Source organism: Spirillospora sp. NPDC127506 (assembly GCF_040302145.1).
Classification (GTDB): Bacteria; Actinomycetota; Actinomycetes; order Streptosporangiales; family Streptosporangiaceae; genus Spirillospora.
In genome coordinates, this window is record NZ_JBEORG010000032.1 from 1 (window position 1) to 17,038 (window position 17,038).

General features: G+C 66.3%; 12 protein-coding genes. 9 read left to right on the top strand and 3 right to left on the bottom strand.

All coding sequences use genetic code 11. The features are described from left to right. The 4 genes from ABTW95_RS26150 to ABTW95_RS26165 all read left to right on the top strand — a co-directional run. A partial coding sequence (locus ABTW95_RS26150) for a (2Fe-2S)-binding protein (protein WP_500227664.1) occupies positions 1 to 414 on the top strand: 414 nt, incomplete at its 5' end. After that, complete coding sequence (locus tag ABTW95_RS26155; RefSeq protein WP_500227665.1) at positions 411 to 1,331, top strand: dihydrodipicolinate synthase family protein; 921 nt, start codon at positions 411 to 413, stop codon at positions 1,329 to 1,331. The genes ABTW95_RS26150 and ABTW95_RS26155, both read left to right, overlap by 4 nt. After that, the gene (locus ABTW95_RS26160) at positions 1,331 to 2,332 is read left to right on the top strand and encodes a proline racemase family protein (RefSeq protein ID WP_500227666.1); all 1,002 of its coding nucleotides are present in this window, start codon (positions 1,331 to 1,333) and stop codon (positions 2,330 to 2,332) included. The genes ABTW95_RS26155 and ABTW95_RS26160 overlap by 1 nt, the downstream gene beginning before the upstream one ends. Positions 2,333 to 2,535: 203 nt before the next feature. Next, complete coding sequence (locus ABTW95_RS26165; protein ID WP_500227667.1) at positions 2,536 to 2,889, top strand: DUF6223 family protein; 354 nt, start codon at positions 2,536 to 2,538, stop codon at positions 2,887 to 2,889. Here the strand turns inward: ABTW95_RS26165 and ABTW95_RS26170 are convergent. Continuing rightward, positions 2,848 to 3,681 (bottom strand): MFS transporter, encoded by an 834-nt coding sequence (locus ABTW95_RS26170; RefSeq protein WP_396451267.1) that lies wholly within the window; start codon positions 3,679 to 3,681, stop codon positions 2,848 to 2,850. The two genes, ABTW95_RS26165 and ABTW95_RS26170, sit on opposite strands and share 42 nt — an antisense overlap. Before the next feature lie 347 nt (positions 3,682 to 4,028). On the opposite strand from ABTW95_RS26170, the gene ABTW95_RS26175 reads away from it, so the two are divergent. The 5 genes from ABTW95_RS26175 (at position 4,029) to ABTW95_RS26195 (ending at position 15,615) form a co-directional block, all read left to right on the top strand. Beyond that, the gene (locus ABTW95_RS26175) at positions 4,029 to 5,027 is read left to right on the top strand and encodes a serine/threonine-protein kinase (protein WP_500227668.1); all 999 of its coding nucleotides are present in this window, start codon (positions 4,029 to 4,031) and stop codon (positions 5,025 to 5,027) included. Positions 5,028 to 5,040: 13 nt separating this feature from the next. Further along, positions 5,041 to 7,791, top strand: coding sequence for a DEAD/DEAH box helicase (locus ABTW95_RS26180; protein ID WP_500227669.1), 2,751 nt, complete (start codon positions 5,041 to 5,043; stop codon positions 7,789 to 7,791). Next, positions 7,788 to 12,815, top strand: coding sequence for a class I SAM-dependent DNA methyltransferase (locus tag ABTW95_RS26185; protein ID WP_500227670.1), 5,028 nt, complete (start codon positions 7,788 to 7,790; stop codon positions 12,813 to 12,815). Before ABTW95_RS26180 ends, ABTW95_RS26185 begins: the two co-directional genes overlap by 4 nt. A 200-nt stretch (positions 12,816 to 13,015) precedes the next feature. Then, positions 13,016 to 14,257, top strand: a complete 1,242-nt coding sequence (locus ABTW95_RS26190) for an ATP-binding protein (protein WP_500227671.1) — start codon at positions 13,016 to 13,018, stop codon at positions 14,255 to 14,257. Further along, positions 14,254 to 15,615 carry a DUF6414 family protein gene (locus ABTW95_RS26195; protein ID WP_500227672.1) on the top strand — a complete coding sequence of 454 codons (1,362 nt, stop codon included), beginning with the start codon at positions 14,254 to 14,256 and terminating at the stop codon, positions 15,613 to 15,615. Before ABTW95_RS26190 ends, ABTW95_RS26195 begins: the two co-directional genes overlap by 4 nt. Positions 15,616 to 15,972: 357 nt before the next feature. On the opposite strand, the gene ABTW95_RS26200 is transcribed toward ABTW95_RS26195, so the two are convergent. Together ABTW95_RS26200 and ABTW95_RS26205 are read right to left on the bottom strand one after the other, a co-directional pair. Next, positions 15,973 to 16,179, bottom strand: a complete 207-nt coding sequence (locus ABTW95_RS26200) for a hypothetical protein (protein WP_500227673.1) — start codon at positions 16,177 to 16,179, stop codon at positions 15,973 to 15,975. A gap of 347 nt (positions 16,180 to 16,526) precedes the next feature. Then, complete coding sequence (locus tag ABTW95_RS26205) at positions 16,527 to 16,922, bottom strand: ATP-binding protein (RefSeq protein WP_500227674.1); 396 nt, start codon at positions 16,920 to 16,922, stop codon at positions 16,527 to 16,529. Positions 16,923 to 17,038: the final 116 nt, after the last annotated feature.

Consider the following 17,038-nt stretch of genomic DNA (forward strand, 5'->3'; position numbering starts at 1 on the left):
CTCGCCGGGTGGGCGGGGGGCGGCGGCGCCCCCGGCGCCCGGTTCGGGGCGGGCGTCCGCCGCCGCCGCGACCGGGCCCGCGCGTTCGCCGGCCGGCTGGCCGCCGCCCACCCGATCGGCCCCGGCTGGCGCGGCTGGCTGCGCCCCGGCACGATCGTCTGCCGCTGCGAGGACGCCTCCTACGGCGACCTCCTCAGCGCGGCCGGCGCCCTCGCCTCCGCCCGCGCCGTCAAGCTGCGGACCCGCGCCGGCCTCGGCCCCTGCCAGGCGCGGATCTGCGGCCCGGCGGTCGCCGAGCTGCTCACCGGCCTGGTGGACGCGGGGAACCCGCACCACCGGCCCGTCGCCCAGCCGATCCGGCTCGGCGAACTCGCGAGTCCCCCCGTCTCCGACCAGGAGGAGAGCGCCCGATGAGCACGTCGCCGAGTCTCGGGGGAGTCGTCGTGGCCACGGCGCTGCCCTACCGCGCGGACGCCGCCGCGCCCGCCGGCCTCGCCGTCGACTACGACGCCTACGCCGAGCACTGCCGCTGGCTGGTGGACAACGGCTGCCGCGGGGTCGGCCCGAACGGGTCGCTGGGCGAGTACTCGTCGCTCACCGGCGAGGAGCGGCGCCGCGTCGCCCGCACCGCCGTCGAGGCCGTCGGCGGCGACGGCCTGGTGGTCGTCGGCGTGCACGGCCCCGGCTCCCACCAGGCGCGGCACTGGGCGGAGCTCGCCGCCGAGGACGGCGCGGACGGCGTGCTGTGCCTGCCGCCGACCATGTACCGGGCCAACGCCGCCGAGGTCGTCGCCCACTACGAGGCCGTCGCGTCCGCCGGGCTGCCGGTCATGGTCTACAACAACCCGATCGACACCAAGGTCGACCTCACCCCCGCCCTGCTCGCGGAGATCGCGCAGATCGACGGCGTCGTCGCGGTCAAGGAGTTCTCCGGCGACGTCCGCCGCGTCCTGGAGATCAAGGAGCGGGCGCCGGGCCTGGAGGTCGTGGCGGGCGCCGACGACGTCGTGCTGGAGTCCCTGCTGATGGGCGCGACCGGCTGGTTCGCGGGGTTCCCGAACGTCTTCCCCGCCGAATCGGCGCGGCTGTACGAGCTGGGCGCGGCCGGGAGGCTGGAGGAGGCCCGCGCCCTGTACGAACCCCTGGTCGCCGCGTTCCGCTGGGACTCGCGGACCGAGTTCGTCCAGGCCATCAAGCTCGGCATGGACCTGGTCGGCCGGTACGGCGGCCCCTGCCGCCCGCCGCGCGGCCCGCTCGGCGCGGACGATCGCGCCGCCGTCGCCGCCGACATGGACCGCGCGATCACCGCGCTGCGCCGCCGGGCCGCCTGATGCGCTCGATCCGTTCCATCACCGCCGTCGACTCGCACACCGAGGGCATGCCGACCCGCGTCGTCACCGGCGGCGTCCCGCCCATCCCCGGCGCCACCATGGCCGAGCGCCGCGACCACGCCGTCCGGCACCTGGACGGGCTGCGCCGCTTCCTGATGGACGAGCCGCGCGGCCACCCGGCGATGAGCGGCGCGCTCCTCCAGCCGCCGACGCACCCGGACGCCGACTGGGGCGTCGTCTACATCGAGGTCAGCGGCTTCCTGCCGATGTGCGGCCACGGCACGATCGGGGTCGCGACCGTCCTGGTGGAGACCGGGATGGTGACGGTGACCGAGCCGGAGACGGTCGTCCGCCTGGACACCCCCGCCGGGCTCGTCGAGGCGCGCGTGGCCGTCCGCGACGGCGCCGCGGAGAACGTCACCCTGCGCAACGTCCCCTCGTTCGCGCTGCGCCGGGACGCCGCCGTCGCCGTGCCCGGCCTGGGCGACGTCCGGTACGACCTGGCCTACGGCGGCAACTTCTACGCCATCACCGGCCTGGAGCCCCTGGGCCTGCCCTTCGACCGCGCCCGCAAGGACGACATCATCCGGGCCGGTCTGGCGATCATGGCCGCGATCAACGAGGCCGACCCGCCCGTCCACCCCGCCGACCCGCTGATCACCGGCTGCAAGCACGTCCAGTTCCTGGCGCCGGGCTCCACCGCCCGCCACTCCCGCAACGCCATGGCGATCCACCCGGGCTGGTTCGACCGCTCGCCCTGCGGGACCGGCACGTCCGCCCGCATGGCCCAGCTCCACGCGCGCGGCGAGCTACCGCTGCACACCGAGTTCGTCAACGAGTCGTTCATCGGCACCCGCTTCACCGGCCGCCTCGTCGGCACCGCCGACGTCGGCGGCCTCCCCGCCGTGGTCCCGGAGTTCACCGGCCGCGCCTGGATCACCGGCACGGCCACCTACCTGCTCGACCCGACCGACCCCTTCCCGGAGGGGTTCGTCCTCTGAAAGAACTGGTCCAGCCTCTCCACGGCGCTGCGGCAGACCTGGACCCCGCCCCCAACCCCGGCTGGCGGGCCGCCTGCTGCGCCCGCAGCAGGCGGCTGCGCCATCGGCAGCAGCCGGAAATGCCTGCGTCCGCCGGACGACGGGCGGGCCCGAAAACGACATGATCGGCTCACATCCAGTCCCGCGACCAGGAGGAACAGATCATGTCAGTCGCATTCGCCCTGCAGGAAGCGCTCCGCCCGGCCGCCGCCTACGACATGAGCGCCGGTCGCGCCGGGGCCGCTGCGGCCGTACTGATCGGGCTGGCCGGTGCGGTCATCGGCGGGACGGCGCTGCGCCGCCTCACCGGCGGGGACCGGCGGCACAGAGCCGTCACCGCCTTGGCGGCGGGCGTGGCGGCCGTGGTGCTGGCCGCCGTGGTCGCGGCCACCGCCGACGGCGGCGTGGGCACCGGCAACGGCCTGGGCGGCGCCTACGTGGCCGTGGTGGTCGGACTGATCAGCACGGCCATCGGCTCACTGGCCCTGGCCCGCGCCCGCCGGGCCAGATCCGAATAGGACCCCTGCGGGGCGGGCGGGCCAGGCCGCGGCCACTCCGGCCGCCACCAGCAGCAGCCCGGTGATGTCGAGCTGCGGCCGCGGGCCGCGGCTCTCCCGCAGCAGGCGAGCGGCGAGCGGGATCATCACGAGGCCGACCGGGACGTTGATCCAGAAGATCCACTGCCAGGCGAGGCCCTCCGTGATCGCCCCGCCCAGCACCGGGCCGGCGGCCACGCCGAGGCCGGACACGCCGCCCCAGATCCCGATCGCGGCGCCCCGCCTCTCCACCGGGAAGACCTCGCTGATCAGGGTGAGCGTCAGCGGGAGGAGCACGGCCGCGCCGGCGCCCTCCACCACCCTGGCCGCGATGAGGGCGAGCCGCGGCCTGCTCCGCGACGCGACGATCGCCGCGGGGTCGGAACGCGAGTCGTCCAGGAGCCGGTCGGGCGGCGGCTGCAGCCAGTCGATCTCGGGCCGCGCCGGATCCGGGGGCAGGCGCGGGTCGCCGCCCGGCCCGCCGAGCCCGGACGGCAGCGGACGCCGCCCGCGCCGCTCCAGGGCCGTCAGGCACGCGTTGGTCGCGATCCGGCAGAGCCACGTCCGCAACGACGATCTGCCCTCGAACCCCTCGAAGGACCGCCAGGCCCGCAGGTAGGTCTCCTGGACGAGGTCCTCCGCCTCGTCCATTGAGCACAGCATGCGGTAGCAGTGCACGAGCAGCTCGCGCCGGAACACGCCGGTCAGACGCGCGAACTCTCCCCGGTCCGTGCTGACGGCTCCCGCCGGCTCGGCCGGCATGTCGAGGCTCATACCAATACAGACCGCGGAGCCGCGCAAAAGGAATCGCTGCGGCGGGGCTCTGCCGCTGTTCCGGGTGAAAGGAGGGGCCCGCTTGCCAACGGGTCGGGGGGTTCAGCCGTCTAGCTGGTACTGGGGACGGCGACCGGAAGGTCCGGCGATGACCTCTTCCGGCCTTGTGTATTGAGTCAACACGCAATTTCCTGTATATATCGAGACACGCTGGACGCGACGGGTGCGCGGATTCCAGCTGATCTTGGTGGTGTCTGCCGATCACGCCGCTCCGGGGGCTAACCTGCTCGCACGAACGGCGGCGTGGACGGCCGGCGGCGACGACGGGGCGGGTGAGCGTGGAGGGCTTGGACCGGTCTGATCCCAGGCGGATCGGTGGCCGCATCACCCTGCACGGGCGCCTCGGCTTCGGCGGCATGGGGCGCGTGTACTACGGCGTCACCGACGACCGCGAGCAGGTCGCGGTGAAGGTGATCCGCGCCGATCTCATCGACCGGGACGAGGTCCGGGAGCGCTTCGCCCGCGAGACGGAGGCGCTCCGCACCGTCCAGGGCGCGCACATCGCCTCGCTCGTCGACGCGTCCGGCGCGGACGACGAGCAGCCGTGGCTGGCGATGGAGTACGTGCGCGGCCTCACGCTCAAGGAGTTCGTCGGCGAACGCGGCCCGCTGAACGTCGAGCAGGCGGCCGCCCTCGGCGTCCTGCTCGCGGACGCGCTGCGCGACGTCCACGCGGCCGAGCTGCTGCACCGCGATCTGAAGCCCGCCAACGTCATCCTCGGACGCGACGGCCCTACGCTGATCGACCTGGGCCTGGTCGCCTTCGCCGAGGGCCCCACCGATCTGACGACGTCCACGGCGACGCTCGGCACGCCGGCGTGCATGGCGCCGGAGCAGGCCGTCACGCCCAAGCACATCACCGCCGCGGCGGACGTCCACGCGCTCGGCGCGACCCTTCTCTACGCGCTGACCGGCCACTACCCCTACAAGGCCGACACCGTCGTGGCCCTGATGGCGAAGATCATCTCCGCGGAGGCCCCGCCCGACCTCAGCGGCCTGCCGGACGCGTTCGCGGAACCGGTCGCAGCGATGCTGGCCCACGATCCGCATGCCAGGCCCACGGTGGCGGAGGCCCGGACGACGCTGGAGGCGCTGTGCGGCCCGCTGCCGACGGCGATCCGGGCGCTGACGCTGGCAACCTATGTGGAGCGCGAGTCCGATCCCGAGGACGTCCCGCCGCCCCCGCGCCGCCGCGTCGACCTGTCGCAGGTCGCGCCGCCGGGCTCGGTGGTGGCACGCCTCGCCGACCGCCTCCGCGCCGCCTACGCCGTGACCGCCCCGTTCTGAGAAAGGCACGTTCGTGACCGACACCGCCTATCCGCCCGGCGCCCGTATCGAGGTCCGGGACGCGGAGTGGATCGTCCGCACCTGCGCCCGCGTGGCGGAGGGGCACAAGATCACGGCGGTGGGCGCCTCGGAGTTCGTGCGGGACGAGGAGGCGGTGTTCTTCACCGACTTGGAGGACGTGAGCCTGCTCCGCCCGGAGGAGACCGTCCTGGAACAGGACGACACGCCGCGCTTCGCGAAGAGTCGGCTGTTCCTCGAAGCGGTCCTGCGCCGCACCCCGCTGCCGCAGACGGAGCGCGGCCTAGCGCTGTCCGACCGGTTCCTGCTCGACCCGCTCGTCTACCAGCAGCGCCCCGCCGAGCTGGCGCTGCGCGGTGTCCGCCCCCGGCTGCTCATCGCGGACGTGGTCGGCCTCGGCAAGACCCTGGAGATCGGCCTGATCCTGGCGGAGCTGATCCGGCGCGGTCGCGGCGAGCGGATCCTGGTCGTCACTCCGCAGCAGGTTCTCGAACAGTTCCAGCGGGAGCTGTGGACGAGGTTCGCGATCCCGCTGATCCGCCTCGACTCGGTCGGCATCGAGCGCATCCAGCAGGAGCTTCCCGCCGGACGCAACCCGTTCACGCACTACAAGCGCATCATCGTCTCGGTCGACACGCTGAAGAACGAGGGCAAGTACGGCCAGCACCTGGAGCACATGCACTGGGACGCGGTCGTCATCGACGAGTCGCACAACCTGATCGGCGAGCGCACCCTGCGCAACCGGCTGGCGAAGCTGCTGGCCCGCCGCACGGACGCCCTCCTGCTGGCCAGCGCCACCCCCCACAACGGCAAGGCCGAGTCCTTCGCCGAGCTGATCCGGATGCTCGACCCGGCCGCCATCGTGGACGCGGAGAACTACGAGGCCAAGCAGATCGACCACCTCTACATCCGGCGCACCAAGATCAGCCCGGAGGTCCGCGACCAGATGGGCGCGAAGTGGCCGGACCGGGGGCCGTCCGTCCCGATCACCTGCCAGGCCACGCCGAAAGAGGAGAAGGTCTTCGAGGAGCTGACGCGGGTGTGGCTCGCGGGGGACGAGCGCACCGGCGGCCCGGTCGCCGGCTCCCGCAACCGGCTGTTCCCGTACACGCTGCTCAAGGCGTTCCTGTCGTCGCACCGCGCGCTGCAGAGCACGGTCGCGAACCGGCTCCGCAACGCCAAGGAGGAGCGCGAGATCCGGGCGCTCACCACGCTGAAGGAACTCGCCGACCAGATCACCGACAGGGACTCGTCCAAGCTGGACGCGCTCGTCACCGAGCTGGAGAGGATCGTCGTCCGGGACGGCAACCGCGCCGTGGTGTTCTCCGAGAGCGTCGAGACGGTGAACTGGCTGGCGGAGGTCCTGCCGAAGCGGCTGAAGCTGCCCGCCAAGGCCGTCGACAAGATGCTCGGCAGCGGCATGACCGACCAGCAGCAGATGGAGATCATCGAGCGGTTCGGGCTGAGCGGCAGCGACGTCCGGCTGCTGGTCACGACCGACGTCACGTCCGAGGGCGTCAACTTGCACCGGCAGTGCCACCACCTGATCCACTACGACGTGCCGTGGAGCCTGATCCGGATCGAGCAGCGCAACGGCCGCATCGACCGGTACGGGCAGCGCCACCAGCCCCAGTTCTCCGCTCTCCTGCTCACCTCCCGCCTCGACGGCGTCAAGGACGACCGGACGGTCTCGGCGAAGCTGCTGGAGAAGGAGGAGACCGCGCACCGCGCGTTCGGCACCGCCGAGGCCATCACCGGCGAGTACCGGCCGGAGGCGGAGGAGCGGCGCCTCATCCAGGACCTCCTCGCCGGCAAGACCGTCGAGGAGTCCGTCCCGGACGTCCCCATCGACGACCTGCTAGGCGACCTGCTCGGCCCCATCGAGGGGCAGGTCACCGAGGGCGCCCCGCCCCGCGCGGACGTCCCCCGGCTGTTCGCGGACACGCGCGAGTTCGTCGGCGAGGCCATCGACACGCTGAACCTGCTGCCCGGCCTGGAGGACGACGGCGAGCTCCTCGCCTTCGCCCCGCCGAAGGACCTCGTGCACCGGCTGTCCGCACTGCCCGCCGACTACCTGCGCACGCACGACATCAAGAAGCGCATGAAGGTCACGTTCGACGAGGAGCTCGCGAAGCGGAAGCTCGCCGAGGCCCGCGACCAGAAGACCCTGTGGCCCGACATCGCCTACCTGTCCGACCTGCATCCCCTCGTGGAGTGGGTGACGGACAAGGTGCTGGTCCAGCTCGGCCGGCAGACCGCGCCCGTCATCGTCGCGCAGGTGGACGAGCCGACGTACCTGGTGCAGGGCGTGTACTCGAACCACTTCGGCCAGCCGACCGTCGTGGAGTGGATGGCGGTCGCGTCCGGCCGCGTCCTGCCCGGGAAGATGCCCGACATCCTGACGGCCGCCGGCGTCGGCCCGGACATGACGAACACGGGCCGCCCCATCGACCTCGCCCCGCTCACCGCCCGCATCCCGGACGCCGTCGCCACCGCCCGCCGCCACCTTGAGGAAAGGCGCGCCCACTACGACGCCGAGATCGTCGCGCCGCTCAACGACTACCGCGACCACCTGGAGTCGTGGCGGCAGCTCACCCTCGACGGCACGCACACCACCCAGCGCACGAAGGAACGCGTGGACGACACCGTCGAGCGGCAGCGGCGCCTGCTCGATTCCCTGCAGACCACCGGGGAGCCGCTGCTGCGGGTCCTCGCCGTCCTCGTCCCCCAGGAGGCCACGCAGTGAGGCTCGACTCGCTGGTCAACCGCGGCGACTACTTCTCGGCGCACTACCTGGCCGAGGTGCTCCCGAAGGACATCAAACGAGGACTGCACGCCCGCTGGACGGACGAGGAGAAGGACGGCCGCGTCACCCCGCGCCGCGGGCTCCGCGCGCTCGGCAAGCCCTACTTCGCCGACCGCAAGTACTTCGCCGACTTCGACGAGCAGCTCCGCGACGAGGAGTTCGTCCCGGACGACCTGCCGGAATGGCGGAAGAAGCTCGGCGAGCTGCACGGCACGATCCTGCGCGCCCTCGGGTACGAGGCGGAGCCGCGCGCGCTGACCGTCCGGCGGACGGACGAGGAGCATGTGGTCCAGGTCGCCTACGCCGACCAGCACCTCATCGCCATCGAGTGCGGCTGGGCGACCGACGTGGACGCCGCGATGGACTCCGGCCTGCTCCACCAGCTCCAGCTCGACGGCAACGAGCGGATCGAGGACGGCACCAAGCTCGCGTCCTGGCTGTTCGCCACCGACGAGCCGCCCCGCTACGTGCTGATCCTCGCCGGCGGCGTGCTGGTGCTGGCCGACCGCGCGAGCTGGGGCGAAGGCCGGTACATCGCCGTCAGCCTGGACGTCGCCCTCGGCCGCAACGACAACGCCGAACTGGAGGTCATCGCCGCCCTGTTCGGCGCCGACTCGCTGCTGCCGCCCGCCGAGGGCGGCGACGAGCCGCTCGCCGAACTCCTCACCAGCTCCCGCAACCACGCGGTCGGCGTCTCCAAGGAGCTGCGGGACGGGCTCAAGGAGTCCGTCGAACTGATCGCCAACGAGGTCCTCCACCGCATCCGCGAGCAGGGCGCCGACCCCGAGGAAATCATGGAGTCGCGCGAGCTGGCCGCCCAGCTCGGCCGCGAGTCGCTGCGGTACCTGTACCGGATCCTGTTCCTGCTGTACGCGGAGGCGCGTCCCGACCTCGGCATCCTTCCCACCAACGACCAGGACTACCTGAAGGGGTACAGCCTCGCCCGCCTCGGCGACCTGGTCGTCAACGACCTGTCCGGCGAGCAGGCCCGCAACTCGTTCCACCTGTACGAGTCGCTCGACCTGCTGTTCCGGATGGTCAACAAGGGCTACCGGCCCCGCACCGCCCGCGGCGACGACGGCCCGGACGGCGAGGGCCTGCGCTTCGAGCCCCTCCGCTCCGACCTGTTCGAGCCGAAGTCGGTGAAGCTCATCGGCTCGATCTCGGTGGACGACGACGAGGACGAGCGCGTCATCGACACGCGCCTCCGCAACGAGACGCTCCATCGCGTGCTGCGCCGCCTCATGCTCACCAAGGGACGGCGTAAAGAACGTGGTGGGTTCATCTCGTACGCGCAGCTCGGCATCAACCAGCTTGGCGCGGTGTACGAGGGGCTGATGTCGTACACCGGGTTCATCGCGAGCGAGGACCTGTACGAGGTCGCGAAGAACGGCGACCCGAAGGACGGCTCGTGGATGATCCCGGCGTCCAAGGCCGGCGACTACCCGCAGGACGTCTTCGTCCGCCGCAGCGAGGACGACGACCTTCACGGCGAGGAGGAGTTCCTCCGGTATGAGAAGGGGTCGTTCGTCTACCGCCTCGCCGGCCGCGACCGCGAGACGTCGGCGTCGTACTACACGCCCGAGTCGCTGACGCAGGTCACCGTCCAGCTCGCGCTCAAGTACCGACTCGACCAGGACGGGACGACCACGACGGCCCGCGAGATCCTCGGCTGGAAGATCTGCGAGCCCGCCCTCGGGTCGGGCGCGTTCCTCAACGAGGCGATCAACCAGGTCGCCGCCGAGTACCTCAAGCGTCGTCAGAAGGAACTCGGCAAGGACATCGACCCGGAGAAGTACGAGGAGGAGTTGCAGCGGGTCAAGGCGTACATCGCGCTGCACAACTCGTACGGGGTGGACCTCAACGACACGGCGATCGAGCTGGCCGAGGTGTCGTTGTGGCTGAACGTCATGCACCCCGGCCTCCAGGCCCCGTGGTTCGGGCTGCATCTGCGACGCGGCAACTCCCTGATCGGCGCAGGCCGCAAGGTCTACGACGCTGCGCAGCTCACCAAGGGCACCTGGCTGAAGGAGGCCCCGGAGGAGATTCCGTTCCGGGATGGCGAGATCCCGTCCGGCAAGGTCCACCACTTCCTGGTGCCCGCCGAAGGCTGGGGAGCCGTCGCGGGGGCGAAGGAGGCCAAGAACCTGGCGCCCAAGCAGGCCAAGCAGCTCGCCGCCTGGCGCAAGAAGATGAGGGCGAGGGTCTCGGACAAGGGCCGCAAGACCTCCCAGCTCAAGCGCCTCCAGGCTCTCTCCCGGCGTGCTGAGTACCTGTGGAAACTGGTCATCCAGCGGCTCTCCATCTCCGAACGCGAGATCAGCCGCGCCATTGATGTGTGGGGCGCAGACTGGATCAAGCAGCCGAAAGAGGTTTTCGCTAAGGAAAAGGTCTACTCGGACCTCACCGCGCCCGGAACGCCGTACTGGCGGTTGAAGACGGTCATGGACGCCTGGTGCGCTCTCTGGTTCTGGCCACTCAACGATGTTGGCCTTCTGGACGGCACCGATGAGAAGTACGACGCGGACGCAGGCGAGTTGGAGCCGGTCCGTTATCCGGTGGATGACGATGAAGATGCTTCTGCGCCGTTGAGTGCGGACATCGGTGTCCCAAAGACCTACACGATGGACTCCCTTATCAGCCTCGGCCACGAACAGCTTGGTATCGAGCACGCGGCCCTTACTGAGGCCAAGGTCGTCACCGCAGGCGGTGCCAGGTGGAAGACCTTTAGAAACTACAGGCCCAAGCTCGCCCCGGTACGCCGTGTGATCCCGCTCATGGGACTAGACGACTGGCTCGACTTCGCCGAAGCTGTCCTCGGTCGAGAAGATGTAAGGAAAGAGACCCTCTCAGACCAATTTGCAGACCTCCGGGAGCTCGAAGACTATGAGGACGATGTTCCGAAGTGGACGGGGATGGATACCCCAGAGCAACTCAACGCGCGTTTCCCCTGGCTGACCATCGCAGAGCGGATCGCCAAAGAGCAGGGCTTCTTCCACTGGGAACTCATGTTCGCCCAGATCTACAAGGAAGGCGGCTTCGACCTCCAAGTAGGTAACCCACCGTGGGTCCGCCCTCGCTGGATCGAGGCACCGGTCCTTGCTGAAATTGAGCCATGGTTCATTCTGACCGAAAACCCGAGCACGGAGGATTGGCGTGCACGCAAGGTGCAACTGTTTGCAAGGGATAGACATAAGCGATTCTATCTAGATGAAATGGTTGTCACCATCGCAATGCTGGCTTTCCTTGGCTCCACTCCTACCTATCCACTCTTGGTTGGGATGCAACCCGATCTCTATCGGGCCTTTATGTGTCGCGTGTGGAGTAATCTCAAGTATGCGGGGGCGGCAGGACTCATTCATCCGGATACGCACTTCGGTGGGATGAAGGAAGCTCGCGATCTGCGCGCCGCAGCTTATCGTCACCTAAGAGTCCACGCGAACTTCATAAATGCAGCCAACTGGGCTTTCGAAGATCTGAGTAGAACTCAAGAGTTTGGGCTTCACATCTATGGGTCTGATAGTGATATCGCCTTCCGTCATCTGAGTGAGCTCTATGGTGTGGAACTGGTCCCGGAGTCCCTTAATCATGACGGTTCAGGTGAGATACCAGGGATCAAGCATGCTGGCAAATGGGATATTCGTCCTCATCGTGCCAGGGTCGTCGAGGTGGATGAGGTTGCCTTGCGGGAATGGAGGCGTCTCCTTGGTACTAGCGACTTCCCTGTGGAGCAGACTCCATTGCTGTATCCGGTAACTACTGCAGAGGCGGGCGCTATCACAGCACTCGCTGCATATGATAATCGACTCGGGTCAAATATTTTGGGCGTGAGTAGAGGACATGACGAGGCGCGTGCGCGTGCGGCTGGGTTGATTCGATGGGAGACGGGGAGCCCGGAGACGTGGGATGCAGTAATCCTTCAAGGTCCGCATTTTAGCGTGGCTACTCCATTCGCCAAACAGCCGCCTCGTTTCAAAAGTTCAGATCAGCCTCAGGATCTCACGACACTTGAGATCAATGCTGTACCCGCAACAAACTACGTGCAAGCCGCGGACAATGAAGCCTATAAGGCCGCCCAAGACAAGTGGCGAGCGCCTGACAGTACCCTACGTCGGTACACCAAGTTCTACCGGCTTGCCTGGCGCCGAATGATTCCGTTCAACGGAGAGCGCTCCCTTTTCGCCGCTTTGATCCCCCCCGGGCCTGCCCATGTTCATGCGGTACACACCCTGGCGCTTCCGGGCAATAAAGAAACCGCATTAGCTGCTGGCTTCTGGGCTGCACTGCCCCTCGACTACCTACTCAGAATCACCGGTCGAGGGGATCTTCAATACGCTGAGGCCAAGGCAATGCCAGCGCCGGCACCCTCTCACCCGCTCGCGTCAGCTCTACTATTTCGTGCGCTCCGGCTCAATTGCCTAACCAGTGCTTACGGCGATCTCTGGGCTGAGCTTTATAACTCCGCCTGGAGTGACGAGACATGGGCGGTGGACTGGCCGGAGCTGACCCCGCTAAATCACTCAGCCATCCTGACGCCTGAGTGGAAGTACGACACGCCACTCCGTACGGAACGCGAGCGAAGGGCGGCACTCGTTGAGTTGGATGCGATGGTTGCTCTCTGGCTCGGGATGACGGCTGACCAGCTTGTCGCGATCTACAGGTCTCGGTACCCGGTCATGTCCGACTACGAGGCGCAGATGTGGTTCGACGCCAACGGGCGGAAGATCGCGGGCAACCACAACACGTTCGGCTGCGGGCAGACCAAGGAGCACTTCAAGCAGCTCCAAGACCACCTGGACCCCGAGATCAACGGGCCCGTCCCGGACGGCTACGAGGCGCCCTTCTACAAGGCCGACCGGGAGGCGGAGTACCGTCAAGCGCACGCGGTGTTCGCCGAACGTCTTCGCGCGTCCGGGTGGGAAGGGCGCATCTCGCCCGACGATGCTGGGGGCGCTGAGGTGTGAAGCCGACACTGATCAAACACCTGTCCATCAACTTCGCGCTCAACGACCCATTGGCCGGGAGCGGCTCGCCTTGTAGATCACCGGCGGTGCGATCAGCCGCTCTCGATCGAAGGGACTGAAAATGGAGCGGCCACAAGGGCAGCGTTTTCGATACTTGTCTTAACAAAAGATACTGATAGCTGGAAGGTTGTTTAAGCGCCATGTATGCAGAATTTAGTGAACCGCGGACGGTGGCCCGTGTTATTCATCTAAGCGAAAATGGATCCACTGCATATTTCGAGATGCGCAATGGGCAAACTTTGAGCTCCGATAATATTGGCGAAGCTAGGCTGGTGGTTGGCGATGTAGTACTGATCGACCTTGAGCGTGGCAGCTTGGACAAAGCTCCGGACGACATCTGGCCGAAAGAACCTTGGCTCGGGGTAGTTAAGTTTGTGGGCGAGCAACGAGTCGTTGTTGATGTCGGCGGACAGTTGAAATTTTACCCCAAGCCTCCAGAGCTCAACCTTAGAGAAGGCTATACGGTTGAGGGCTTTGATCATCCTGATCACATCATCGGCATTATCTCAGAGAAGCCTATAAAGCTTCTCGATATCTCGCTGAGTGATGACCTATCGCCCGACCGGTTCAAGATCTCGTCACCAAGCAGGACCAGGTTTGAGGATTTTGGCGGCTATCCGGAGATCGTGGAACGTGCAAAGGAATTGATTAACCTACCACTCGAGTATCATAGGGCGTTCGAGAAGATCGGAGCGAAACCTATCAAGGGTGTGCTCTTCACGGGCCCTCCAGGTACCGGCAAGACTATGCTGGCACAAATTATTGCCGATAATGCGGACGCAGTTTTCTATCTCATTAATGGGCCAGAGATTGTCAGTAAGTGGCTGGGTGAAAGTGAGGAGCTAATACGGAATATTTTTGAGGACGCTGCCCTTCAGGAACGTGCTGTTATCTTTTTTGATGAGATTGATAGCATTGGTTCCAGGAGGACCGACGACGCCCATGAAGCATCTCGGCGGCTCGTCAATCAACTGCTCACTTCTTTGGATAGCTTCAGGTCGGACGCCAATGTAGTGGTTGTGGCTGCCACGAACAGGCTGGAGTCTATCGATCCGGCATTACGCCGTCCTGGCCGGTTCGATTGGGAGATCGAATTCCCGCTGCCTTCCAGGCAAGATCGTGAGGCTATTCTTAGAGTGTCTGCGCGTTCCTTGAATATCGAGGAAGATTTGCCACATGCACTAGTTGCCGAACGAACCGATGGTTGGACGCCAGCGGACCTTGCAGCCATATGGCGTGAAGCCGCCCCATTGGCAATCCGTGACGACCGGGAGTGTCTTCTTGCTGAGGATTACCTCGGAGGCTTCGAGCGCGTCCTAGAGCGCAAGCTTCGTGAGAGAGCCGCGAGCGCTAAGGTTCAACAAGAGAGGGAAAAGGCATGATAAAGCGCATCAAGGCATGGTGGAGGCGTCGCAGGCAGAAGGCCAGAGCTGCCGCAGAAGAACTACGTACACTTCGGGAGTTCGTGTATCTGGATGAGGTTAGTGTTACCAGCCTGCTTTCTTCTCGGTTGGGCGCGTTACCGAGCGAGTTCACGGATACTTTGACGGACAGTACACGAGCTGAACTAAACAGCGAGTTCGCGGGCAGTGCGGGCGTTATCAAGCCTAGAATCGGGTCACGACTGGAGACAACACGCACTCAGAATAGTCAGGTACTGCGAAAAGCTACTATTCAGGCCACCTTTAGGGATCTCTATATCAACGAGCGAGAGTCACTCGCTATGCGACCGGTTGAAGGCAGAGTTCCTGTAGAAGTCGATATCAGAAGCTTTTTGGCTGCTCCAACCGAGTTCCGTCCCTGGATAATCGAGGCTGGCACTCTAGATCGTGGCAAATTGGCTGAAGTCGAGGTCGAACTGAGGGCGGACGACCTGTACCGGGTGAATGCGATACTCTCGTCTTTTGCGGAGATGGCCGCCAGTAGTGCGGACTTCTCATCTGTCATAGACAGGGATGGGCTTCGCAAGGCGACCGAAATGAGTCAGTTGCTAGATAGGCTGATGGGTGGACTCGTCCCTATTTACTGTCTCATCCCTGATTATTCTTCGCTCACCATGGCGAGTGGGGAGTACTTGATTCACCGTGATGTGGCTGCGCAATTGCCTGCTTCTGCACTGTCAAATTTGAAGCCCACCTATTTGGTTGGGGTTGCAGAGCAAAACCTCTTTTGGAAGGACGTCAGGCGCGTACTCTTTTCAGGGTCGCGAATGCGTGTTCTTTGTAGGCTAAATCAAAACGGACTTCGAGACTCGTGGACTGCGGTAAAATTGGTAAATGTGCTGGGCGAAGTGTCTGCCGAGATTGCACAAGAACTGGAATCGCTTGGGCCTAATGTGCTCCGCTCCATAGTTCAAGGGGGCCAGGTGCAGAGTGGGTTCGTTGAGCCGAGATTTTCTGCGCTTGTCTCCTATGGAGAGTTGTTGGCGCAGCATTACGGGATTGCCCTCGATGAGGCTGATCGGTCCCGCCTGGAAGTTCTCGCCGGCGAAAATGCGGAGTTGCTCGTTTCCGTGATTGAAAGCCGTGAAGGCTTTCGGGCCATCAGTGAGTTCATTAGTTCGCGGCGTGGAGGCGAGATCGAACCCGTGGTCGCCGCTAAGTTGCGGATGAACGCCCGGCGACAGGCGGGGCTTGAAACCTTCAACGGCAGTGACTCTATTCCTGCTCCGAACCCGCAGCCAGCAAACCAGAAGGATGGTCGGCTTCTTGACGCGGAGATTGTAGCGATCTATTGGTAGTCGCTGGTAACGATTTTCCTGACTCGTAGGTCTTGAAACTATGGGGGTGGGTTGATGCGTTGATCATTGTGACTTTCCAACCTTTGATCAGCCTTGTGTCGTAGGGCCGGGCAGTGGCTGAGTTGATCGGCAGGTTGCCTGGGCTTGGTCCGGTGGCTGGGGCAGGTAGGGCATCCTCACGCGGGCGGCGGGGCTCGTATCCTCAGGGTGCCCCGCCTCTCTGCTCCGGGGGTGAGGCAGAGAGGCGGGCGGGCGGTGACGACGAGGGCCTGATTTCCCCAGCCAGGGCGGTGCGTCACCGCCGAGAGTAGGGGGCCGATCTCTGAGCCCCACCCCAAGGAGCTTCCCTCTTGCGGCTTACCAGGTGCCGGGATACATGCGGTGCTTGAGCAGGTCCTCGACTTGTTCGGCGGCGGCCTTGGCGTCACCGCAGGGGGCCAGGTAGCCGCGTCGTCCCCGCTCGGCGTCGTGGTAGGCCCAGGCGCCACCCGGAACGGCCAGCACGACCACTCCGAGCCCGACGCCATCGTCGAGGCCGCCGGCGTAGACCCACAGCAACGGCACCGGGAAATCCTGCGCGCGATAGAGCCGGACGAGGCGCCATCCCCGAGGCGCCAGAGCCACGGCCAACACACTCAGGAACCTTTCCGCCGTAGCGCGGCCCCGGTACGTTCGCCACCGCAGGACGTGCCGCTCAACCTGGACGTTCAAAGGGCGCATTTGGCCCATGCGATCTTTCTGCCTTTCCGTGATCGGTCGGGTTCCCCAGTCGTGCCCACCTCGCGACATCAGTCAGTGGGCCTCGGCCTACACCTCGATCACCGCATGTCCGCACGGACGTCGCGGAAGATCCGGGGCCGGTCCGGTGGATAGCGGAGGGACGAACTGGGGGTCGTCCCTCCGCGTGCTCTTCACGTGCGGTCGATGACCGCGAAGACGACCTTGCCGGCCTGATCCGCCAGCGGGCGGACGCCCCAGCGGCGGGAGAACTGGTCGACGATGAACAGGCCCCGGCCGACCTCGCTGTCCGTGTCGGTCTGCTGGACGTGCGGCAGGTCGCAGGTCGCGTCCTGGACCTCCATCCACAGCGCGTCGTCCACGGTGCGGTCCAGCCGCAGCGTCACGTCGCCGTCCTTCTCGGACGCGTAGTGCAGGGCGTTCGTCACCAGCTCGCTGGCCACCAGGCACGGGACGAAGTCGTCCATCCCGTACTCGGCTGTGACCAGCCGCACGAATTGCCGAACCTCTGCGACGACCTTGAGGTCCTGCTTCACCACCATCTCGTTACGCGTCGCCGCCTGACCCATGACCTCTCCTCACTGTGTGTGGCGTACAGCACACAGTGCGCCATTTTCAGACTACGATGTGGCTACCAAGACTTACTGGTAGGTCTTGGGAAGTGCATGATCACTGCTGGTAGGTT